At 74.3% G+C, this 21,117-nt stretch carries 18 protein-coding genes; 6 read left to right on the top strand and 12 right to left on the bottom strand.

The window, feature by feature from the left end; all coding sequences use genetic code 11:
• Positions 1-77 precede the first annotated feature (77 nt).
• The gene (locus ACFY1T_RS11545; protein WP_390787966.1) at positions 78-665 is read left to right on the top strand and encodes a sigma-70 family RNA polymerase sigma factor; all 588 of its coding nucleotides are present in this window, start codon (positions 78-80) and stop codon (positions 663-665) included.
• Here ACFY1T_RS11545 and ACFY1T_RS11540 read toward each other — a convergent pair.
• The 7 genes from ACFY1T_RS11540 to ACFY1T_RS11510 all read right to left on the bottom strand — a co-directional run bounded on the left by ACFY1T_RS11540 (position 599) and on the right by ACFY1T_RS11510 (position 10,379).
• Positions 599-3,586, bottom strand: a complete 2,988-nt coding sequence (locus tag ACFY1T_RS11540; RefSeq protein WP_390787965.1) for a LuxR C-terminal-related transcriptional regulator — start codon at positions 3,584-3,586, stop codon at positions 599-601. The two genes, ACFY1T_RS11545 and ACFY1T_RS11540, sit on opposite strands and share 67 nt — an antisense overlap.
• 95 nt (positions 3,587-3,681) lie before the next feature.
• Entirely contained in the window at positions 3,682-4,917 is a 1,236-nt protein-coding gene (locus ACFY1T_RS11535) for a histidine kinase (RefSeq protein WP_390787964.1), read from the bottom strand.
• Positions 4,914-6,716, bottom strand: a complete 1,803-nt coding sequence (locus ACFY1T_RS11530) for a cation acetate symporter (RefSeq protein ID WP_390787963.1) — start codon at positions 6,714-6,716, stop codon at positions 4,914-4,916. The genes ACFY1T_RS11535 and ACFY1T_RS11530 overlap by 4 nt, the downstream gene beginning before the upstream one ends.
• Positions 6,717-6,831: 115 nt before the next feature.
• Entirely contained in the window at positions 6,832-7,107 is a 276-nt protein-coding gene (locus tag ACFY1T_RS11525; protein ID WP_030871760.1) for a hypothetical protein, read from the bottom strand.
• A gap of 180 nt (positions 7,108-7,287) precedes the next feature.
• Positions 7,288-8,133, bottom strand: a complete 846-nt coding sequence (locus ACFY1T_RS11520; RefSeq protein WP_390787962.1) for a LytR/AlgR family response regulator transcription factor — start codon at positions 8,131-8,133, stop codon at positions 7,288-7,290.
• Positions 8,134-8,293: 160 nt separating this feature from the next.
• Positions 8,294-9,271 carry an SCO0930 family lipoprotein gene (locus ACFY1T_RS11515; protein WP_390788291.1) on the bottom strand — a complete coding sequence of 326 codons (978 nt, stop codon included), beginning with the start codon at positions 9,269-9,271 and terminating at the stop codon, positions 8,294-8,296.
• Between the two features lie 124 nt (positions 9,272-9,395).
• The gene (locus tag ACFY1T_RS11510) at positions 9,396-10,379 is read right to left on the bottom strand and encodes a GDSL-type esterase/lipase family protein (protein ID WP_390788290.1); all 984 of its coding nucleotides are present in this window, start codon (positions 10,377-10,379) and stop codon (positions 9,396-9,398) included.
• Positions 10,380-10,796: 417 nt separating this feature from the next.
• Between ACFY1T_RS11510 and ACFY1T_RS11505 the strand changes: the two genes are divergently transcribed.
• Both ACFY1T_RS11505 and ACFY1T_RS11500 read left to right on the top strand, forming a co-directional pair.
• Positions 10,797-12,266, top strand: coding sequence for an amino acid transporter (locus tag ACFY1T_RS11505; RefSeq protein ID WP_390787961.1), 1,470 nt, complete (start codon positions 10,797-10,799; stop codon positions 12,264-12,266).
• A 10-nt stretch (positions 12,267-12,276) separates the two neighbouring features.
• Positions 12,277-12,732, top strand: coding sequence for an Lrp/AsnC family transcriptional regulator (locus tag ACFY1T_RS11500; protein ID WP_030871775.1), 456 nt, complete (start codon positions 12,277-12,279; stop codon positions 12,730-12,732).
• Between the two features lie 83 nt (positions 12,733-12,815).
• Here ACFY1T_RS11500 and ACFY1T_RS11495 read toward each other — a convergent pair whose 3' ends face one another.
• Together ACFY1T_RS11495 and ACFY1T_RS11490 are read right to left on the bottom strand one after the other, a co-directional pair.
• Positions 12,816-13,133 (bottom strand): WhiB family transcriptional regulator, encoded by a 318-nt coding sequence (locus ACFY1T_RS11495; protein ID WP_390787960.1) that lies wholly within the window; start codon positions 13,131-13,133, stop codon positions 12,816-12,818.
• Between the two features lie 162 nt (positions 13,134-13,295).
• Positions 13,296-14,012 (bottom strand): GNAT family N-acetyltransferase, encoded by a 717-nt coding sequence (locus tag ACFY1T_RS11490; RefSeq protein ID WP_390787959.1) that lies wholly within the window; start codon positions 14,010-14,012, stop codon positions 13,296-13,298.
• A gap of 450 nt (positions 14,013-14,462) precedes the next feature.
• On the opposite strand from ACFY1T_RS11490, the gene ACFY1T_RS11485 reads away from it, so the two are divergent.
• The 3 genes from ACFY1T_RS11485 (at position 14,463) to ACFY1T_RS11475 (ending at position 17,554) form a co-directional block, all read left to right on the top strand.
• Entirely contained in the window at positions 14,463-14,837 is a 375-nt protein-coding gene (locus tag ACFY1T_RS11485) for a hypothetical protein (protein ID WP_390787958.1), read from the top strand.
• Between the two features lie 167 nt (positions 14,838-15,004).
• The gene (locus tag ACFY1T_RS11480) at positions 15,005-15,805 is read left to right on the top strand and encodes a carbon-nitrogen hydrolase family protein (RefSeq protein ID WP_384713309.1); all 801 of its coding nucleotides are present in this window, start codon (positions 15,005-15,007) and stop codon (positions 15,803-15,805) included.
• Between the two features lie 51 nt (positions 15,806-15,856).
• A complete protein-coding gene (locus tag ACFY1T_RS11475) occupies positions 15,857-17,554 on the top strand; it encodes an NAD(P)/FAD-dependent oxidoreductase (RefSeq protein WP_030871789.1) in 1,698 nt (565 codons plus the stop codon).
• A 78-nt stretch (positions 17,555-17,632) separates the two neighbouring features.
• Here the strand turns inward: ACFY1T_RS11475 and ACFY1T_RS11470 are convergent, their stop codons facing one another.
• From ACFY1T_RS11470 to ACFY1T_RS11460, 3 genes are all read right to left on the bottom strand, one after another.
• Positions 17,633-18,274, bottom strand: a complete 642-nt coding sequence (locus tag ACFY1T_RS11470; RefSeq protein ID WP_390787957.1) for a DUF5995 family protein — start codon at positions 18,272-18,274, stop codon at positions 17,633-17,635.
• A gap of 91 nt (positions 18,275-18,365) precedes the next feature.
• The gene (locus ACFY1T_RS11465; protein ID WP_390787956.1) at positions 18,366-19,787 is read right to left on the bottom strand and encodes a uracil-xanthine permease family protein; all 1,422 of its coding nucleotides are present in this window, start codon (positions 19,785-19,787) and stop codon (positions 18,366-18,368) included.
• A gap of 61 nt (positions 19,788-19,848) precedes the next feature.
• Complete coding sequence (locus tag ACFY1T_RS11460; RefSeq protein ID WP_390787955.1) at positions 19,849-21,063, bottom strand: MFS transporter; 1,215 nt, start codon at positions 21,061-21,063, stop codon at positions 19,849-19,851.
• Between the last annotated feature and the right edge of the window lie 54 nt (positions 21,064-21,117).

The raw sequence follows: 21,117 nt of genomic DNA, 5'->3' as shown, positions 1-21,117 counted from the left end.
ATGCGGCGGATAACTCCGGGCGCCGGGTCCGCCACGCTCGGGTCATCCGAGCCGGAACGACCCGTAAGGGGCACCCCGTGACCGCGACCCTCTGCCGCCGCACCGACGCCCACGCCCTCGCCCTCGCGCGACTGCACCGCGAACACGGCGCCTCCCTCTACGGTTTCCTCCTCCGCCTCACCTTCGGCGACCGGCACCGCGCCGAGGACCTCCTCCAGGAGACGTTCTTCCGCGCCTGGAAACACCCCGAGGTACTGGAGAGCGGCCACGCCTCCCTGCGCCCCTGGCTCTACACCGTCGGCCGGCGCCTCGCCATCGACGCCCGGCGGGCCCGTCTGGTCCGCCCCGCCGAGGTCGCCCCCGACGCCCTCGACAGCCACGCACCGGTCGCCGACGACGGCACCGAGCGGGCCGTCACCGTCCTCGACGTCCGCGACGCGCTGAGATCACTCAGCCCCGAGCACCGGGCGGTGCTCGTGCAGATCCACTTCCGCGGGGCGTCGGTCTGCGAGGCCGCCCAGGCGCTCGGAGTCCCCGCCGGGACCGTCAAGTCCCGTACGTACTACGCCCTGCGGGCCCTGCGCGAAGCCCTGCCCGGCTACGGTCCGGGCCCCGCCGCCGGGCCCGGCGGCGCCTGCGGCCCCGGCCGGCGCGCCGCCGCCTGAGCCGCCACCGCCGCCCGCGAGCGGACCTGGAGCTTCGCCAGGATGTGCGAGACGTGCGTCTGGACCGTCCGCGCGGACAGGAACAGGGCGCTCGCGATCTCCGGGTTCGAGCGGCCCTGCGCGACGAGCAGGGCCACCTTCAGCTCCGCCGGGGTGAGCGCCTCCCACCCGCTGGCCGCCCGCCGCCGCGCCGAGCGGCTGCCGCGCCGCACCCCCAGACTCCGCAGCCGGGCGTCCGCCCGCGCGATGTCCCACCGCGCGCCCGGCACCTCGTACGCCGCCACCGCGTGCGTCAGCGCCGACCGCGCCGCCGCCAGCTCGCCGTGCCAGGCCCGGGCCACCGCCAGGTCCTCCCACGCGTGGCCCAGCACCAGCGGACGCCCGCCGCGCTCCGCCCGTTCCAGCGCCTTCGCCAGCAGCCGCGGATCCTGGGCGAACAGGCCCTCGCAGCGCAGCAGCGCCAGCGCCGGACCCGGGTACTCGGCCAGCGCCGCCGCCGTCCGCCGGCAGGCCGCCACGGCCGCCCGGGCCGTCGCCGTGTCCCCGCACTCCAGGGCCAGCCGGACGATCTCCGACAGCATCCAGGAGCGCTCGTACGCCCTCGCCCCGTCCGGGCCGTCCGCCAGTGCCGGCAGCAGCTCGCGCACCGCCTCGTCCGGGCGGCCCGCCCGCTCCGCCAGCAGGGCCCGGGCCAGCTGGACGTGCCCGCCGTAGCGGCGCGCCGCCGGGCCCGCGAAGGCGTCCGGCGGGAGCAGCGCCAGCTCGGCCCGCGCCGCCTCGCGCTCGTCCCGGTGGCCCCGTACGAGCGCCCGCAGACCGTGCACCACCACCGGAAGCCAGCCGTCCGAGACCGGCGGCCCGTCCGCCCGGGCCACCCCGGCGAGCGCCGCGTCCCAGTCGCCGAGCCGGTAGTGGAACTCGGCCTGCAGGGCCTCGGTCACCACCAGCCGCCCCGTCGAGCGGGTGGCGAGCGCCAGTTCCCTCGCCTCGCGCAGCGCCGCCGCCACGGGCTCCGGCTCGTCGAACCGCTCATGGCCCTCCGCCTGGTTGGCGAGGAGCAGCAGTCGCATGTCGTTGGCCTCGGGGCCGCGCCGGGCCCAGGCGATCCCCTCGGCGACATGGCGCAGCGACTCCCGGCCGCGGCCCAGGTGGAACAGGGCGAAGGCCATCGCGTGATGGGCCTCCGCCCCGCACAGCGGATCGCCCAGCCGGGCCGCCTCCGCCACCACCGGGACGGCCAGGACGCGGGCCTGCGCCGGGGAGCCCCGTTCGGCCAGGGCCAGGACCCGGCAGGCCTCCAGCCGCAGCCGGAGCGCGGGGGAGGGGACCTGCTCCGCCAGCGCGTCCTCGGTGACGGCCAGCGCCCGGGCCATGTCCCCCTCGATCATCAGCGCCGACACCAGCTTGAAGGCCAGGGCCGCCCGGGCCCCCGGGTCCTCGGCCCGGCCGTGCAGGGCGGCCAGCAGCTGCGCCGACTCGGGTCGGCGCAGCATCAGCGCGGCGTCCGCGAGGCTCCCCTCCAGGGCCTCCCGGTCCGCGCGGCCGGCCTGGCCGGCGGCCCGCTCCAGCAGTTCGGCGGCGGCCGCGGGCGCCGCCGCGATCAGGGCCTGCGCCGCATCCGCCACCCAGCGCACCGCCCAGCGGTCCAACGCCCCGTCGGCGAGAAGCTGTTCGGCGGTCCGGGCCGGATCGTGCCCGGCCCCGGCGAGGGCGCGGGCCGCCTCCTGGTGCAGGGCGGCGCGGGCGGGCCGGGGCAGCTCGCGGTACAGGGCCCGGCGCAGCGCGGGCTGCCGGAAGCGCAGCTGCTCGCCGGCGTCCTCCAACAGCCCGGCGAGCAGCGGCTCCTCCAGTTCGGCCAGCACCTCGCGGGCGGGCCTGGCCTGTACGAGGGCCAGCTCGCGCGGCGTGAAGGCCGGCCCGAGCAGGGCGGCGTGCCGCAGGGTGGCGTAGGCGGCGCGGGAGAGGTAGCCGAGACCCCGGGGAAGGGAGTCGGGGGGCTCGGGCAGCTCCGCTTCGGGAACGGTGAGTTCGGCGAGGCCACCGAACTCGGGGTCGTCGCCCGGCGGGCCTTCCGGGCCTCCCGGGCCTTCGTGTGGTGGTCCGGGCCGCCCCGGCCGGCCTCCCGGGCCGTCGGCCGGCCGGTCTCCGCAGCCGTCCCCGCGGGGGTCTCCCGTACCGTCGCCCCGGCCGGCTTCCCGGCCGTCGCGGGTGATCTCGATGAACCCGGCCCACCGCGCGGTCAGCTCCCGCAGCAGCCCGGGATTGCCGCCGGCCTGCAGGGCGGCCTCCCGCAGCCGCGGTCCCGGCTCCGCGCCCAGCATCCGGCGCAGTGCCCCGGCCGACTCCGGCCCGGTCAGCGGCTCCAGCCGTACGGTGTGCCCGCCCGGGCCCGCGCCCAGGTCGGCGCAGAGCTGCTCCACCTCGGGGCGCCGGGGCAGCGGCCTCCGGGTCCCCGCGAGCAGCAGGGGCAGCCGGTCGGCCGAGCGGCCCAGGCGCCGCCACAGCAGCAGGCTGGCCGGGTCCGCCCGGTGGAGGTCGTCCAGGACCAGCAGCAGCGGGCCCCGCGCGCACCACTCCTCGACCCCGGACACCAGCAGGTCCGTGGCCGCGAGCCACGCCCCGCCGCCCTGCCCGTCCCGCCGGGCCTCGCGGAGCAGGGAGATCACGGCCGCCCGGCCGGCGCCCCCGGGGTGCAGGCAGTCCAGCGCGGCCCGCAGCGGCAGCTCCGCCGCGAACGGCTCGGCGGCCCCGTAGCGCACCCGGCAGCCCAGCGCGGCCGCCTCGGCCAGCGCCTCGCGCACGTACGCCGTCCGGCCCGCACCGGGCTCGCCCTCCACGATCAGCCGGCCGCCGCGGCCCCGCGCACCGGCGCGCACCCAGTCCCGCAACTCCTCGCGCCGCTGTTCCCGCCCGACCCGCACGTCGGCGAACCTCCCAGACTGTTCCCCGGCTGCCGCCGGGGGGAGCCCCGGCAGTCGGTCCGCGCCGCTGCCAGGATGGCACGCCGCGGGCCCGTTCAGTACCGGGGCGGCTGCGGCCCCGGCCCCGAACTGTGCACGCCCGCACGGTATTTGGGTATGCGCAGCGAGATCTTCATGCCCGCGCCGACCCCCGTCTCCATCACCGGGCCGTACGCGTCCCCGTACACCTGCCGGATCCGCTCGTCCACGTTCGTCAGCCCGATGCCCGACGAGGAGCCGCCGTGCTCCCCGGCCAGGATCCGCCGCAGCACCGCCGGGTCCATGCCGACCCCGTTGTCCTCGATGGTGATCAGCGCCTCCGCGCCCGCGTCCCGGGCGGCGATGGTGATCAGGCACTCCTCGGTGGAGTCCTCCAGCCCGTGCTTGACGGCGTTCTCCACCAGCGGCTGCAGGCACAGGAACGGCAGCGCCACCGGAAGCACCTCGGGGGCCACCTGGAGGGTCACCTTCAGCCGGTCCCCGAACCTGGCCCCGGCCAGGGCCAGGTACTGCTCGATGGAGCGCAGCTCCTCGGCGAGCGTGGTGAACTCGCCGTGCCGGCGGAAGGAGTAGCGCGTGAAGTCGGCGAACTCCAGCAGCAGGTCCCGGGCCCGCTCGGGGTCGGTGCGGACGAACGAGGCGATCGCGGCGAGGGAGTTGAAGATGAAGTGCGGGGAGATCTGCGCGCGCAGCGCCTTGATCTCCGCCTCCATCAGACGGGTGCGGGAGCGGTCCAGCTCCGAGAGCTCCAGCTGGACGGAGACCCAGCGGGCCACCTCCGTCGCGGCCCGCACGAGCACCGCCGACTCCCGCGAACCGTAGGCCACGAGCGCGCCGAGCACCCCGTCCTCGCCGGTCAGCGGGGCGAACACCGCCCATTTCAGCGGGCAGTCGGGTCGGGTGCACTCCGTCCGCACGCTCATGCTGCGGCCGGAGTCCAGCATGACGGCGACCCGGGCCATCGCCCGCCGCTCGTGGTGGTCGGCCCCCGGCCCGTCCCAGGCCAGCACGGACTGCCGGTCGGTGAGGCACAGGGCCTCCGTGCCCAGCAGAGAGCGCAGCCGCTTCGCGGCCTTGCGGGCGGCGTCCTCGGTGAGCCCGGCGCGCAGCGGGGGAGCGGCCAGCGAGGCGGTGTGCAGGGTGTGGAAGGTGGCCCGCTCCACCGGCGTGCCGAGGTCCAGGCCGCCGGCCCGGTCGCCGCGCCGGGCCTGCCGCCGGCCGCCGGCCCAGCCCAGGCCCAGCAGCAGCACCGCACCGGCCGCGGCCAAGACCGCGAGCACCGCTCCGGTCACGGAGCACCGCCCGCGCGGGCGCCGGGACCGGGGCCCGCGCCGGGACCGGCCGCGGAGACGGCGCCCGCCGCGGGATCCGCCACCGCCCCCGCACCCGTCACGCTCTCCGGCAGGTGCAGCCGGGCCAGCGTCGCCGCCGTCCCCGCCGGGATCCGCGACCGGGTGGCCAGCGACACGAGCACCATCGTCAGGAATCCCAGCGGTACCGACCACGCCGCAGGCCACGCCATCAGCGTGTGCACCCATCCCGCCGGGGGCAGCCCCGCCCGGGTCGCCAGCACCGCGCCCAGCGCCGCCCCGCCCCCGATGACCAGCCCCGCCACCGCACCCGGCGGGGTCAGCCCGCGCCACCAGATGCCCAGCACCAGCAGCGGGCAGAAGGACGAGGCCGACACCGCGAAGGCCAGCCCCACCGCGTCCGCCACCGGCACGTCCGTCAGCAGCACGCTCCCGCCCAGCGGCACCAGCATCGCCACCAGCACCGCGATCCGGAACGTCCGCACCCCGCGCGACGCCAGGACGTCCTGGTGCAGCACCCCGGCCACCGCCATGGTCAGCCCCGAAGCGGTCGAGAGGAACGCCGCGAACGCGCCCCCGGCCACCAGCGCCCCCAGCAGGTCGCCGAGCACTCCGCCCACCATCCGCTCCGGCAGCACCAGCACCGCCGCGTCCGCGTCCCCGGTCAGGGCGAGTTCCGGGGCGTAGGTCCGCCCGAGCACCCCGTACACGGGAGGCAGCAGGTAGAAGAAGCCGAGCAGCCCGAGCACCACCAGCGTGGTGCGGCGCGCGTCGCGGCCGTTCGGGCTCGTGTAGAAGCGCACCGCGACGTGGGGCAGGCCCATCGTGCCGAGGAAGGTGGCCAGGACCAGCCCGTACGTCGCGTACAGGCCGAGCGCCGGCCGGCCCCCGTCCATCGGCCGGGACCAGCGGGGAGTGCTGCGCCCGGACGTCGCGCGGGTCTGCGGAACCGGGGTGTCCGCGGCGAACTCCAGCCGCGCCCCGGCCCGTACGGAGTGCTGCCCGGGCGCCAGCGTCAGCGGAGCGGCCGTGTGGCCGCGCCCGTCCACCTGCCCCGTGACCTTCAGCGCGAGCGGCGCGTCCAGGGTCAGCCGTACGTCCTCGGCGAGCGTGACGGCGGTGTGCTCGCGGAAGACCGCCGGCGCGTCGAAGGAGGCGCGCGGCGCCCCGTCCCAGGCCCAGGCGGCGAGCAGGAAGAAGGCGGGCACCAGCAGCGCGGTGAGCTTGAGCCAGTACTGGAAGGCCTGGACGAAGGTGATGCTCCGCATCCCGCCGGCCGCGACGGCCGCGGTCACCACGAACGCGACGACCACCCCGCCCACCCAGTGCGGGGCCCCGGTCAGGATCTCCAGGGTGAGCCCCGCGCCCTGGAGCTGCGGCAGCAGGTACAGCCAGCCCACCCCGACCACGAACAGCACGGCGACCCGGCGCACCGCCTGCGACTCCAGCCGCGCCTCGGCGAAGTCGGGCAGCGTGTACGCCCCCGATCGGCGCAGCGGGGCCGCCACCAGCGCCAGCAGCACCAGGTATCCGGCGGTGTACCCGACCGGGTACCAGAGCATCTCGGGCCCCTGCAGGAGCACCAGCCCGGCCACCCCGAGGAAGGAGGCCGCGGAGAGGTACTCCCCGCTGATCGCCGCCGCGTTGAGCCGGGGCCCCACCGTCCGCGAGGCGACGTAGAAGTCGGAGGTGGTCCGCGAGATCCGCAGGCCCAGCGCGCCCACCAGCACGGTGACCAGGACGACGACGGTGACCGCGGTCAGCGCGTACGTCTGGTTCACGGCTCGGTCCTCATCGCCCGGGGGAGGGGATACCGGAGTCTACGCAGGCCCGCGGAGCCCGCAACAGGCGCGAACCGGGCCGATCCCCACCCCTCCCACCGGCCGAAAAGGGGTGTCAGAGCGCGGGGTCGCGATGCTCGGCGCAGTCGCGCAGGGCGATCTCCAGTTCCACGTACGAGTCTTCGGCGCGGCGGAAGGCCAGCGTCAGGGCGGCTTCGGCGCGGGGCGGGAGCTGCCGGCGGACGCCCTCGTTGGCCTCGTACAGGACGTCGGCCCAGCGGGCGGCGGCGCTGCGCAGGCGGGCGAGCAGCAGTTCGGCCTCGGCGGGGCCGGCGGGCGGGGTCCGGGGCAGTACGGCCAGCGCGTCGAGCAGCGCCTGGATCTCGGCCATGCGCACCCCCCAGCTCGTTCCCGGCGGGCTCCACCATAGGTCCGGGGCCGGTCGTCGGCGGGCGGCGGGGGCCGCGGTGCGACCGACGGCAGCGCTGGGGCGCCGTACGTCCCGTTCGGTGCGACGAACGGCGCCCGCGCACGCCGGACGGTCGGTGGTCCGCAGGGCGTGCCTCACCCCCTAGCCGGTCGCCTGGCGCATGAGCAGGTCGCGCAGCTGGCGGGAGTGGCGGCGGCTGACCTGGAGCTCGGCGGAGCCGACGCGGACGCTGGTGGTCCCCGCGTCCAGCCGGAGCTCGTCGATCCGGCCGAGGGCCACCAGGTGGCGGCGGTGGATGCGGACGAACCCGCGGGCCGCCCAGCGCTCCTCCAGCGTGGAGAGCGGGATGCGGACCAGGTGGCTGCCCTCGTCGGTGTGCAGGCGGGCGTAGTCGCCCTGGGCCTCGACGTACGCGATGTCGGCGATCGCCACGAACCGGGTGACGCCGCCCAGCTCGACGGCGATCTGGTCCGCGCCGCGGTCGGCGACGGTGACCTCGGGGGCGGGGCGGCACTGCGGCGGGACGCCCGCACCGGACGGGGCGACGGGAGCGGCCGGGGGTCCCGCGGGCTCGGGCGGCTGCGCGGCCGCGGTCCGGCCCAGCTGGGCGCAGGCCCGGCGGACGGCCTCGGCCAGCCGCTCCGGGCGGACGGGCTTGAGCACGTAGTCCACGGCCTTGAGGTCGAAGGCCTGGACGGCGAAGCCCTCGTGGGCGGTGACGAACACGATCAGCGGCGGCTGCGCGAACCCGGCCAGCAGCCGGGCGATGTCCAGGCCGGTCAGTCCCGCCATGTGGATGTCGAGGAAGACGACGTCGATGCCGTCGGGCCCTTCGGGGCCGGTCTCCAGGGCCCTGGTGATCCGCCGCAGGGCCTGCGTGGCGTCCGAGGCGCCCTCGGCGCTGAGCACCCGGGGGTCGGAGCCCAGCAGGTAGAGGAGCTCCTCGAGGAGCGGCTTCTCGTCGTCGACGGCCAGTACGCGCAGCATGCGGTGGAGTGTATGGAGGAGCGCGCCAAGGCGGAACGGTGCGCGGCGGAACGGGTGCGCGGCCCGCCTGCCGGGGGGAGTGGGCAGGGGGCCGCGCGGTTCCGGATGTGGGGGAGGGGGCGGGGGGAGCGGTCGGGAGCCGGCGGTCAGGAGCCGGTGGTCAGGAGGTGGTGATCAGCTTGCCGTCGGGGGCCACCGCGTACCACGTGCCGCCGACGCCCTGGCCGTTGATGTCGCCGGCCTTCTTGTCACCGGTGAAGGTGTAGACGGGCCAGCAGTCGATGGCCTGCTGCTTCTTGCCGTCGGGGCGGTCCAGGACCGAGTAGCCCTTCTCCACGATGCCCTTGGCGTTGGCCTTGTCCACCGGGGGCACCACGGGCCACTTGGCCACGCAGTCGCCGGTGCAGTTGGAGGCCATCGGCCAGGCGGTGTCCTTCTTGAAGCGGTAGACCGTCATCCCGTTGCCGTCGACGATGTGCTCGCCGAGCTTGGGGTCCTTGGCCACGGTCAGCGCGCCCGCGGCCTCGCCCGCTCCGGCCGGTGCGGCCGGTGCGGCGGCGGCCGCCTTCGCGGCCTTCTTGCCGTCGGGGGCCAGGGCGAACCAGGTGCCGCCGACGCCCTGCCCGTTGGTCTCGCCCGCCTTGGTGTCCTTGCTGTACCGGTAGACCGGCCAGCCGGCGACCGTCAGCTGCTTGCTGCCGTCGGTGCGCACGACCTCGCCCAGCAGCGCCGCGTCCATGCCCGCGGCGGCGGTGGCGTCGCCGGCCGCGACGGCGGGCCAGGCCTTCGCGCAGTCGCCGTCGCAGTTGGACTTCGGCGGCTTGGCGGTGTCCTTGTCGAAGCGGTAGAGGGTGAAACCGGCGCTGTCGGTGAGGAGGGCGCCGATCTGCTCGTTCTGGGCGACCGCCAGCTGTCCGGCTCCCTTGGCGTCCGCGCCGGCGGCGGCTCCCGCACCGGAGTCGGAACCGTAGTCGGCGCCGTAGGCGCCGGAGCCGGCGCCGGAAGCGGCGGCGGGAGCCTGGGACGCGGCCCCGGCCGGCTTGGCGTTGCCCGCCGTGTCGTCCCCGCCGCAGGCGGTGGCCGTCAGGGCGACGACGACTGCGACGGCGGCCAGGGTGGTTCCGCGCTTGATGCCCATCTTGATCTCTCCCACGTGTGGTGTCTCCGTGTCCGCCGCCCGTCTCCGGTGCGTCGGCAACTGTGCTCAGGACACGCCCTGTCGGGGTCGATCTGTTCAAGCGGATTCCTGTGGGCTGTTTCACTCACCCCGGACCGAACCCGGAGCGCCGCAGAGCCGTGACCACAGCGAGGCCGAGGACCTGGTGTCCGGAGTCGTTGGGGTGCAGCCCGTCCGCCAGGTGCTCGGGACCCAGCAGGTCACGGCCCGGAAGCAGGGCGAGACGGTCGTCCCCGGCGGTGATCCGCTCGCGGGCGGCCCGCTCCATCGCGTCGCGCAGGGCGCCCAGGGTGGCGCCGAGCCGGTTCGGGGTGCGCTCGGCGTCGGGCCGCAGTACGGGGGAGACCAGCAGCAGCGGGGTCCGCGGATGCCCCTGGCGGACCAGTTCGAGGAAGGCGCGGGTGGTCTCGTACAGCAGTGGCGCCGAGAAGGGCACGCGGGACCAGCAGTTGGTGCCGAACGCGAGGGTGATGACATCGGCGGGCAGAGCGGCGATCTGCTCGGCGGTGGCGAGTTCCCCGCGGGCGGCGCCCGCGTACCCGAGGTTGACCGTGTCCCAGCCCAGCGCCCGCCCGGCGACCGCGGGCCAGCCGTGGGCGGGCCGGGTCGCCCACCAGCCCTCGGTGATCGAATCGCCGTGCACCACCCAGCGCGGGCCGGCCGGGGCCGGGGCGACGGCGCCGCCGATCCCGCGCAGGCCGAGGACGAGCGGGGACTGCCCCTCCGGCGGGTGCAGGGTGAACGGGCCGGTCCCGCCGGGCAGTTCGATCCGTACGACGGCCTCCGCGGCCGGTTCGCTCCAGACCTCGCGGACCACCCCGTGCCGGTCCCACAGTGCGAAGGCGTGCGCGAGGTCGCGCAGCGCGTCGGTGGGGCCGGGCACGGTCGCCCGGTAGCGGACCTCCACGGCGTGGGCGGCGTGCGCCGTGAACTCCAGACGCACCCCTATCGGCAGGGTGGCCCGCTCCCCGGTGTCCCACGGCAGTCGCATGCCGTCCTGCGGGTCGGCCCGGACCGGTCGTCCCTTGTCGAGCCAGGCGACCCCGCGCAGGAAGGGACCCGGGTCCAGCCAGTGCGTACCGGAGCTGTCGGTGCTCCCGGTGCTCCCGGTGCTCCCGGTGTGCTTCGTGTTCTCGGCGTTCTCGGCGTTCACGGCGCGCCTCCGTTCGTCGGTCCCGGCGGGCATGCTGCGGGAGTTCTGATGAGGAGTCAACGAAGGAGACAAAGGGGGCGTACGCACTGATCGATCATCCGTGCGCAACAAAGGACCATCCAGGACAGATCCGCGCAACGATCGTGCGGCAATGTGCAAGGATGGTGCATTACGGGCGGTATCACTCTGCTCGTAGGCTCACTCGCTGTACGTGGAGTGGCGCGGACCGCCTGCTCGGCGGTCCCCCATGCCCAGGCTTCCTTGTCTGTGTCCTGCCCCGGACCGCTGCGGTCGATGCCACAGTCCCCATCCGCAGTGTCAAAGGAGTCCCTCGTGCTCGAAACCGGCCAGGCGCCACCGCTCACCTCCGAGCCCCGCAAGCCTGTGAACCCTCTGCTGCGCCGCAAGCCGGTCGAGCAGATGGTCGCCGAGGGCGGCCAGGGCGAGGGCGGCACCCTGCGCCGCTCGCTCACCATGTGGCAGCTGACCATGATCAGCATCGGCGCCACCCTGGGCACCGGCATCTTCGTGGTCCTCGGCGAGGCGGCCCCCAAGGCCGGCCCCGCCGTCACGATCTCCTTCGTCATCGCGGGCCTGACCGCCCTCTTCTCGGCGCTCTCCTACGCGGAGCTGGCCGGATCGGTGCCGGTCTCCGGCTCCTCGTACTCGTACTCGTACGCCACCATGGGCGAGTTCATCGCCTGGGTCTGCGGCTGGTGCCTGGTCCTGGAGTACGCCGTGTCCGTCGCGGCGGTCGCCGTCGGCTGGGGCCAGTACCTCAACGAGCTGCTCGACGGGACCATAGGCGTCACGATCCCCGACGCCGTGTCCGCGCCGCTGGGCGAGGGCGGTTTCATCAACCTGCCGTCGCTGGTCGTCGTCCTGCTCGCCATGGTCTTCCTGATGCGCGGCGCCAAGGAGAGCGCCCGGATCAACACGATCATGGTCGCGGTGAAGATCGTCACCCTGGTGCTCTTCATCGGCATCGGCGTCATGGGCATCAAGTCCGGCAACTACGCCCCGCTGGCCCCGCTGGGCATCACCGGCATCAGCGCCGCCGCCTCCACGCTCTTCTTCTCGTACATCGGCTTCGACGCCGCCTCCACCGCCGGTGAGGAAGCCAAGAACCCGAAGAAGGACCTGCCCCGCGCGATCATGCTCTCGCTGGGCATCGTCACCGTCCTGTACTGCCTCGTCGCCTTCGTCGCCGTCGGCGCACTGCCCTGGAAGGACTTCGAGGGCACCGAGGCCGCGCTGGCCCAGATCATGACCAACGTCACCGGTGACAGCTTCTGGGGCGTCGTCCTCGCCGCCGGCGCCGTCGTCGCCATCGCCTCCGTCGTCTTCGCCGTCCTCTACGGCCAGACCCGCATCCTCTTCGCGATGTCCCGCGACGGCCTCGTCCCCAAGGTCTTCGCCAAGGTCGACGAGAAGACCGGCGCCCCCCGCGCCAACGTGGTGATCGTCTCCCTCTTCTGCGGCGCGCTCGCCGCGTTCATCCCCCTGGGTGAGCTGGCCAACGCGACGAGCATCGGCACCCTCTTCGCCTTCGCCCTCGTCAACGTCGCCGTGGTGATCCTGCGCCGCACCAAGCCCGACATGCCGCGCACCTTCAAGGTGGCGCTCTTCCCGGTCACGCCGATCCTCGGTTTCCTCGCCTGCGGCTACATGATGTACAGCCTGCCGACGGCGACGTGGATCGCTTTCGGTGTCTGGATGGCGGTCGGCCTCGTGGTCTACTTCCTGTACGGCATTCGCCGCTCCCGACTGGCCACGGCAGAAGTGGCCACAGCAGAAAAGTGATCCACCCGCAGTGCGACTGAACGATCTCGACGAACGCATCGTGCACGCCCTCGCCGAGGACGCCCGCCGCTCCTACGCCGACATCGGCTCCGAGGTCGGCCTCTCGGCCCCGGCCGTGAAGCGTCGCGTGGACCGGCTGCGGGCCGAGGGGGCCATCACCGGCTTCACCGTCCGCGTGGACCCCGCCGCCATGGGCTGGGAGACCGAGGGCTTCATAGAGATCTACTGCCGCCACAACACCTCGCCGGACGACATCCGGCGGGGGCTGGAGCGGTACCCGGAGGTGGTGTCCGCGTCGACCGTCACCGGCGACGCGGACGCCGTCGTCCAGGTCTTCGCCTCCGACATGCGGCACTTCGAGCGGGTGCTGGAGCGCATCGCGGGCGAGCCGTTCGTGGAGCGGACCAAGTCCGTCCTGGTCCTCTCCCCGCTGCTGCGCCGCTTCACCTCGGGCGCACCGGCCTGACCGCCGCCCCCCCTCGAACACCGCTGCGCCCCGGCATGGTCCATGCCGGGGCGCAGTCGCGTCCGGGGTCGTGCGGGCGGCGTTCAGCGGTGCCCCGCGCCCGCGCGGGCGCGGGCGGTACGGCGGCCGGTCTGCTCCGGCAGGGCCCGGCGCTCCTCCTCCGTCAGCCCGCCCCAGACGCCGAAGGGCTCGCGGGTCCGCAGCGCGTGCTCCAGGCACGCCTCGCGCACCGGGCACACCGCGCAGACCCGCTTCGCGGCCTCGTCGCGGTCATCGCGCTCCTCGCCCCGCTCACCGGCCGGATGGTAGAAGCGGCCCGGCCCCAGATTCCGGCAGGCGGCGCGCAGCTGCCACTGCCAGTGGTGCTGCGCGGTGCCGGGCAGGCGTGAGACGTCGTTCATCGCAGGTCCTCTCGGTTCCTTTCGCTTCCATGGGATTCCCCGCGTGTGACCGCTGCGCGCCCCGCGAAACCTGCCGGGCCCGCCCCAGGCCCCCTGCCCGCCCGTGTGACCGTCCCCTTCCCCGCTCTCCTGCCCCGGTGCCCCGCTCCGCGAACTCGCGCGTCAGGCAGCCCCGTCCGGGGTGCGGACGCCCATGAAGAGCGGGCGGCGGCGCAGCGTGAAGCCCATCGACTCGTACAGGGCGACGGCCCCCGTGTTGGCGGCCGCCGCGTGCAGGAACGGGCGGTCGCCGCGCTCGCGGATGTCGGCGGCCACCGCCCTGATCAGCCGGCCCGCGAGCCCCTTGCCCCGGTGGTCGGGGTGCGTGCACACCGCGCTGATCTCCGACCAGCCGGGCGGGCGCATCCGTTCCCCCGCCATCGCGACGAGCCGGCCCTCGTGCCGGATCCCGAGGTACGTGCCCAGCTCGACGGTGCGCCGGGCGAACGGCCCCGGCTTCGTGAGGCCGACCAGCTCCAGCATCTCCGGCACGTCGGCCGGCCCCAGCCGGACCGCCTCGGGCGCGGCACCGGCCTGTACCGCCCCGCCGTCCAGCTGGACGCCCGGTATCGAGTCCTCCGTCGACCACCCCGCGGGCGGGGTCGGCAGGCCCGTGATCCAGACCGTCGTACCCGGGCCGGCCAGCGCGGCCAGATCCGCCCAGGCCGCCGGGTCCTCGGGGTCGGCGAGCGCGACGAACGGCGAGGTGTCGGCGACGTACCGGGCCGCGAGCCCTGCCGGCCCGGCCTCGGCGAAGGCACTGCTCGGGCCGGTCAGCGCGGCCCAGACAGGGTTGTCGAGGACGTGCACGGGTGTGGCCGTATCGGTTTCGGGCGCCATGGGGTCGGGAACTCCTTCCCTCGGGAACGGCCGCAGTGACCGTCCACCACCTTCTTGACGGCCCCGCGGACCGCCACGAGACTGCTGGTGACGACGGTCACGAGAGTCAGCGTCCGTCGCGGGCGCGTTTATGCCCCAGGGGCGGGACGGAGTCGGTGGACATGGCCAGGACGGCTCGCGCACGGACGCGGATCCTCCGTCGCTGGTGGCTGACCCGGCGCCTGCACATCGACCTGCTGCGCGTGCGCAGCGCCTTCCGCGCGAGCGCCTGAGCCTCCTCCTCCGTACGCCGCGCGCGGCCTCCCGACGGCCCCGCCCGACCCGCGAGGGCGACCGTGCGTTCCACGGCTCCCCGCGCCGCGTACGCATCCCCGCACCGACTCCGTGAACCCGGCGCGCGCCGCGCCGCCGGGAGGTCCGCCACGCCCCCGCGCCGTCCCCAGGAGAGTCATGCTGCCCATGGTCCTGCCCCGAACCGGTCCGGCCCTCGCCCTGCGCGGCCGCATCGGCGCCGGCTTCTCGCCGGTGCCGCACCGCTACCGCATCTACCTCTGCGCCGACTGTCCGGACTCCGTGCGCGTCGCGGACGCCCTCGCCCGGCTCGGCCTGGAGGGCTCCGTCGCCACCACCGTGCTCTCCACGCCCGCCTCGTACGCCGCACTGCGCCGGGCCTACGAGGCCGTCGGACACCACTACGACGGCGCGCTGGCCGTCCCCGCCCTGTGCGACACCTGGAGCGGCCGCGTCATCGGCAACGACACGGACGATATCCTCGAGGACCTGTGGCGACTGCGCGCCCACCCGGCCTTCCGCGCCGAGACATAGCCCCTGGCAGGAGGGGAACCCACGAGCCCGCGCAACGAATCGCCGTCCACTCCCCAAAACGCGCAACGAATCGATGCGCGGAGCGCAACAGTCATGGCTTGTCGACGTCGAACGGGTGAACGTACCTTCAATAGGACCCACTCCCCTCCTGCCACAGAGGTACGCCCATGCCCCCGCTGCGCACCGCCCTCCTCCAGAGCTCCGGACGGCTCGGCGACACCGCCGAGAACCTGAAGGCGCTCGACGAGGCCGCGCAGCGCGCCGCACAGGCGGGTGCCGGGCTGCTCGTGACCTCGGAGATGTTCCTGACCGGCTACGCGCTGGAGGTCCGGGAGGTCGCCGACCTCGCCGAGGCCGCCGACGGCATGTCGGCCCGCGCCATCGGCGAGATCGCCCGCCGCCACGGCCTGGCCGTCCTGTACGGCTACCCGGAGCGCGACGGCGACACCGTGTACAACGCGGCCCAGCTCATCGGGCCCGACGGGGTCAGGCTCGCGAACTACCGCAAGACCCACCTCTTCGGCTGCTTCGAGCAGGACGCCTTCACCCCCGGCGACACCCCCGTCGTCCAGGCGGACCTGAACGGGCTCCGCATCGGCATCATGATCTGCTACGACGTGGAGTTCCCCGAGAACGTCCGCGCCCACGCCCTGGCCGGCACCGACCTCCTCCTGGTGCCGACCGCGCAGATGCACCCGTTCCAGTTCGTCGCCGAACAGCTCGTCCCCGTACGGGCCTTCGAGAACCAGATGTACATCGCGTACGTCAACCGCACCGGTCCGGAAGGCGAGTTCGAGTTCGTCGGACTCAGCTGCCTGGCGAGCCCCGACGGGGTGACCCGCACCCGGGCCGGGCGCGGCGAGGAGCTGGTGGTCGGCGAGGCCGATCCCGAGCTGCTGCGCGCGTCGCGCGAGACCAACCCGTACCTGCGCGACCGCCGCCCCGGGCTCTACGACTCCCTCGTCTGAGCCCCGCCAGCGCCCTCCCCCCTGCCCCACCCCCGCAAGGAGCCGTACCCCATGACGTCCACGGTGCCCACCACCGCCGTCCCGCACAGCGACGGACAGCCGCCGATCACCATGTTCGGCCCGGACTTCCCGTACGCGTACGACGACTTCCTCGCCCACCCCGCCGGCCTGGGCCAGATCCCGGCGACCGAGCTCGGGACCGAGGTCGCCGTCATCGGCGGCGGGCTCTCCGGCATCATCTCCGCCTACGAGCTGATGAAGATGGGCCTCAAGCCCGTCGTCTACGAGGCGGACCAGATCGGCGGCCGGCTGCGGACCGTGGGCTTCGAGGGCGCCGGCACCGAGGGCCTGACCGCGGAGATGGGCGCCATGCGCTTCCCGCCGTCCTCCACCGCGCTCCAGCACTACATCGACCTCGTGGGCCTGGTCACCGAGCCCTTCCCGAACCCGCTCGCCGAGGCCACCCCCTCGACGGTCGTGGACCTCAAGGGCGAGACCCACTACGCCGAGACCATCGCCGACCTCCCGCAGGTCTACCGCGACGTGTCGGCCGCGTGGAACGCCTGCCTCGACGAGGGCGCCGACTTCTCCGACATGAACCAGGCGATGCGCGAGCGGGACGTCCCGCGCATCCGCGAGATCTGGGCGAAGCTCGTCGAGAAGCTCGACGACGAGACCTTCTACGGCTTCCTCTGCAAGTCCGAGGCCTTCCAGTCCTTCCGCAAGCGGGAGATCTTCGGCCAGGTCGGCTTCGGCACGGGCGGCTGGGACACCGACTTCCCGAACTCCATCCTGGAGATCCTGCGCGTCGTCTACACCGAGGCGGACGACCACCACCGCGGCATCGTCGGCGGCTCGCAGCAGCTGCCGCTGCGCCTGTGGGAGCGCGAGCCCGAGAAGATCGTCCACTGGGCCCAGGGCACCTCGCTGTCCTCCCTGCACGACGGCACCCCGCGTCCGGCCGTGACCCGCCTGCACCGCACGGCCGGCAACCGCATCACGGTCACCGACGCCGACGGCGACATCCGCACGTACCGCGCCGCGATCTTCACGGCGCAGTCCTGGATGCTCCTGTCGAAGATCGCCTGCGACGACACGCTGTTCCCGATCGACCACTGGACGGCGATCGAGCGCACCCACTACATGGAGTCGTCCAAGCTCTTCATCCCCGTCGACCGGCCGTTCTGGCTGGACAAGGACGAGGAGACGGGCCGCGACGTCATGTCGATGACCCTGACGGACCGCATGACCCGCGGCACGTACCTCCTGGACAACGGCCCGGACGCGCCGGCCGTCATCTGCCTCTCGTACACCTGGTGCGACGACAGCCTGAAGTGGCTGCCGCTGTCCGCGAACGAGCGGATGGAGGTCATGCTGAAGTCCCTCGGCGAGATCTACCCGAAGGTCGACATCCGCCGCCACATCATCGGCAACCCGGTGACCGTGTCCTGGGAGAACGAGCCCTACTTCATGGGCGCGTTCAAGGCCAACCTGCCGGGCCACTACCGCTACCAGCGGCGCCTGTTCACCCACTTCATGCAGGACCGCCTCCCCGAGGACAAGCGCGGCATCTTCCTCGCGGGCGACGACATCTCCTGGACGGCGGGCTGGGCCGAGGGCGCGGTCCAGACGGCGCTGAACGCGGTCTGGGGCGTCATGCACCACCTCGGCGGCTCCACCGACGCCACCAACCCCGGCCCGGGCGACGTCTACGACGAGATAGCCCCGGTCGAACTCCCGGAGGACTGACCCACCCGGTCCCTCCGCCCATGACCACGGGCCGCCCCCGCGCCACGAGCGCGGCGGCGGCCCGTTCTCATGCCCCGCTCAGGAGGTGGGGGTGAGGAGACAGCGGCCCACCAGGCCCACCCCGGCGTCAAGGGAGTCCGTGAACTCCTCGGCCAGGTCGGGGGAGCGGCGCAGGGTCCACAGGAGGCGGGCCGCCGACCAGGCGGCGCCGCGGGCGCGGTCCAGGCTCCACGAGCCGAGGAGGTGCGTCAGCGGGTCGGCGATCTCCAGCAGGTCCGGGCCCGGCATCAGGTCCTCCCGGATGTGCTCCTCCAGGGAGACCAGGGTGTCGCCGACCCGGTCGAAGTCCGCCTCCAGTGCGCGCGGTTCGCAGTCCAGGGCCCGGCAGGTGGCCACCACCGCCAGCGCCAGGTCGTGCCCGATGTGCGCGTTGATCCCGGCCAGGGCGTGCTGGAGCGGCCGGACCCCCGGGTGGCGGCGGTACTGGAGCAGCGGGCGCCAGCAGGCCGGGGCCCGGTCCGCCTCCACCGCCGCCAGGTACCGCTCCGCGAACCGCACGCTCAGCGTCTCCGCCCGCCGCGGCGCCGGGAACTCCCCGTGGGAGATGCGCGCGTGCAGCGTCTCCGTCACCGTCAGGTACACCCGGTTGAAGACGGCCACACCGTCCTGTGCGGGGAGCCGCTCGTCCAGGGCGCGCATCCGCGCGAGTACCGCTTCCATGGAGGGCAGCGTGGCAGCCCCGGGTCCGGATCCGGGGAACTTGGCCGTGTGCTTCGCCGGTTCGGGCGAACCCGCCCGCTCGCCGGTCCCGTCAGGGGCGGCCGGCCCGGCCGGCCCCGCCCTGGTCCCCGTCGCCCGCGCCGTTCCCGTCGTACGCCGACGTGCCCGCGTCGAGCAGCGGCTCCTGCTGCTTCAGGTGCGCGGGGGCGAAGTACCGCAGCGCGTGGTAGCCCGTGATCACCACGATCGTGCCGAGCGCGATGCCGCCCAGCTCGAAGCTGTCCGTGAACCGCAGCTCCACCCCGCCGATGCCGATGATGATGCCCGCCGCGGCCGGCACCAGGTTCAGCGGATTGCGCAGGTCCACCCCGCCGTTGATCCAGATCTGCGCGCCGAGCAGGCCGATCATCCCGTACAGGATCACGGTGATCCCGCCCAGCACACCGCCGGGGATCGCGGCGACGACCGCGCCGAACTTGGGGCACAGGCCGAAGAGCAGTGCGAAGCCGGCCGCCGCCCAGTAGGCGGCCGTCGAGTAGACGCGGGTGGCCGCCATCACGCCGATGTTCTCGGAGTACGTGGTGTTCGGCGGACCGCCCACCGCCGTGGACAGCATCGACGCGGCGCCGTCCGCCGCGATCGCCGTGCCGAGCTCGTCGTCGAGCGGGTCGCCGGTCATCTCGCCGACGGCCTTGATGTGCCCGGCGTTCTCGGCGATCAGCGCGATCACCACCGGCAGGGCGATGAGGATCGCCGACCACTCGAACTGCGGTGCGTGGAAGGACGGCAGGCCGAACCAGTCCGCTGCGCCGACGCCCGAGAGGTCGAGCCGCCAGTGGTCGACGGCCGCCTCCCCGCCCACCGTCGAGTGGATCTTGCCGAAGAGCAGGTCGAAGACCCAGGAGATCCCGTACCCGAAGAGCAGCCCGAGGAAGATCGCGATCCGCGACCAGAAGCCGCGCAGGCAGACCACGGCCGCCCCCGTGACCAGCATGGTGAGCAGCGCCGTCCACTGGTCTTGCGGCCAGTACGTGGAGGCCGTCACCGGCGCCAGGTTGAAGCCGATCAGCATCACCACCGCGCCCGTCACCACCGGCGGCATCGCGGCATGGATGATCCGCGCCCCGAAGCGCCGCACGGCGAGCCCCGCCAGGAACAGCGCCGCGCCGACCACGAACACCGCACCCGTGACGACCGCGCTGTCCCCGCCGCTCGCCCGGATCGCCGCGGCGACGCCCACGAAGGAGAGGGAGCAGCCCAGGTACGAGGGCACCCGCCCCCGCGTGGCCAGCAGGAAGACGGCCGTCGCGACACCCGACATCATGATGGCCAGGTTCGGGTCCAGGCCCATCAGGACGGGCGCGACGAAACTCGCCCCGAACATCGCCACGACGTGCTGGGCGCCGAGCCCGGCGGTCCGCGGCCACGACAGCCGCTCGTCCGGCCGTACCACCGCGCCGGGGGCGGGGGTCCGCCCGTCTCCGTGCAGGGTCCAGCCCACGCCGAGGCCCATTCTCTCCACCACTTCCGTCGAACCGATCAAGCATCCGGGCCGCAGAGCAGCCTGCGCAATGTTATGGCCGGACAGCTGCTGGTTCGTCCCGGTCCACCGGCGCCGACCCGGCCGCCACCGGCTTCTGCCGCAGTACGGCCGCCCCCACGACCAGCGCGAACGCGAGCAGAGTGACCAGCCCGAAGGACACCACGAGCGAGGTGGCGTCCGCCACCGCGCCGATCGCCGACGGTGCGATCAGCCCCGAGGTGTACGTGATCGTCGCCACGCCCGCGATGGCCTGGGCCGGCGCCGGCCCGCTGCGCGCCGCGGCCGCGAAGGCCAGCGGGACGACCACCGCGATGCCGAGCCCGATCAGCCCGAAGCCCGCGATCGCCACGGCCGGATTCCCGGCCGCCACCACGAGCACCCCGCCCGCGGTGGCGAGCAACCCGCTCGCCCTGACCGTGCGCACCGCCCCGAACCGGTCCACCACGCGGTCCCCGACGAGCCGGGCGAGGGACATGGTGAGCGCGAACGCGGTGGTGCAGGCGGCTGCGAGGCCGGCGTCCGTGTCCAGTACGTCGCGCAGGTAGACCGCCGACCAGTCCATGCTCGCGCCCTCCGCGAAGACCGCGCAGAACCCGATCGCGCCGATCAGCAGCGCGGACTTCGGGGGCAGCGCGAAGTGCGGCGGCGCCTGGGCCCCCGGGGCGCTGCGCAGGTCGAGCACCCCCCGTACGGCGACCAGCCCGGCGGCGGTCAGGGCGAGCGCGGCGACCAGGTGGTGCAGCCGGGCGTCGGCCCCGGCGTGTGCGGCGACGGTGCCGGCCGCCGAGCCGATCAGCGCGCCCACGCTCCACATGCCGTGCAGCGAGGACATGATCGAGCGGCCGAGCCGGTTCTCGGTCTCGACGCCCAGCGCGTTCATCGCCACGTCCGCCATCCCGGCCGTGGCCCCGTAGACGAACAGGGTGAAGCACAGGGCCGCGAGGTTGGGGGCGAGGCTCGGCAGGATCAGCGAGAGGGTCCACAGCACCAGCAGCCCCCGCAGGGCGGGGCGGGCTCCGAAGCGGTGGTTGATCCGGCCGGCCAGCGGCATCGCGACCGCCGCGCCCAGTGCGGGGAAGGCGAGGGCGAGGCCCAGGGTGCCCGCGCTGAGCTGGGCGTGGTCCTGGATCCAGGGGATGCGGGTGGCGAAGGAGCCCGTGACGGCCCCGTGGGTGCAGAAGACGGCGGCTATGGCGAAGCGGGCATGGCGCAGGCGCGCCGGGCTGAGGTCTGTTTCCCCTGTCATGGAATTAAACTATCAGGGACCCTGCCTGATGGTTGGTGCGAGGAGCTACCTAGG

This window comes from Streptomyces sp. NPDC001194, from assembly GCF_042896985.1.
Taxonomy (GTDB): domain Bacteria; phylum Actinomycetota; class Actinomycetes; order Streptomycetales; family Streptomycetaceae; genus Streptomyces.
This window is presented reverse-complemented; position numbering and strand designations above follow the sequence as displayed.

What these genes read in the sequence shown, in the direction of transcription:
- ACFY1T_RS11485 (WP_390787958.1), top strand. Translation starts at nt 14,463, where the DNA reads ATGCTGCCCATGGTCCTGCCCCGAACCGGTCCGGCCCTCGCCCTGCGC.
- ACFY1T_RS11460 (WP_390787955.1), bottom strand. Translation starts at nt 21,063, where the DNA reads ATGACAGGGGAAACAGACCTCAGCCCGGCGCGCCTGCGCCATGCCCGC.
- ACFY1T_RS11525 (WP_030871760.1), bottom strand. Translation starts at nt 7,107, where the DNA reads ATGGCCGAGATCCAGGCGCTGCTCGACGCGCTGGCCGTACTGCCCCGG.
- ACFY1T_RS11470 (WP_390787957.1), bottom strand. Translation starts at nt 18,274, where the DNA reads ATGGAAGCGGTACTCGCGCGGATGCGCGCCCTGGACGAGCGGCTCCCC.
- ACFY1T_RS11520 (WP_390787962.1), bottom strand. Translation starts at nt 8,133, where the DNA reads ATGCTGCGCGTACTGGCCGTCGACGACGAGAAGCCGCTCCTCGAGGAG.
- ACFY1T_RS11465 (WP_390787956.1), bottom strand. Translation starts at nt 19,787, where the DNA reads ATGGGCCTCGGCGTGGGCTGGACCCTGCACGGAGACGGGCGGACCCCC.
- ACFY1T_RS11490 (WP_390787959.1), bottom strand. Translation starts at nt 14,012, where the DNA reads ATGGCGCCCGAAACCGATACGGCCACACCCGTGCACGTCCTCGACAAC.
- ACFY1T_RS11480 (WP_384713309.1), top strand. Translation starts at nt 15,005, where the DNA reads ATGCCCCCGCTGCGCACCGCCCTCCTCCAGAGCTCCGGACGGCTCGGC.
- ACFY1T_RS11495 (WP_390787960.1), bottom strand. Translation starts at nt 13,133, where the DNA reads ATGAACGACGTCTCACGCCTGCCCGGCACCGCGCAGCACCACTGGCAG.
- ACFY1T_RS11475 (WP_030871789.1), top strand. Translation starts at nt 15,857, where the DNA reads ATGACGTCCACGGTGCCCACCACCGCCGTCCCGCACAGCGACGGACAG.
- ACFY1T_RS11515 (WP_390788291.1), bottom strand. Translation starts at nt 9,271, where the DNA reads ATGGGCATCAAGCGCGGAACCACCCTGGCCGCCGTCGCAGTCGTCGTC.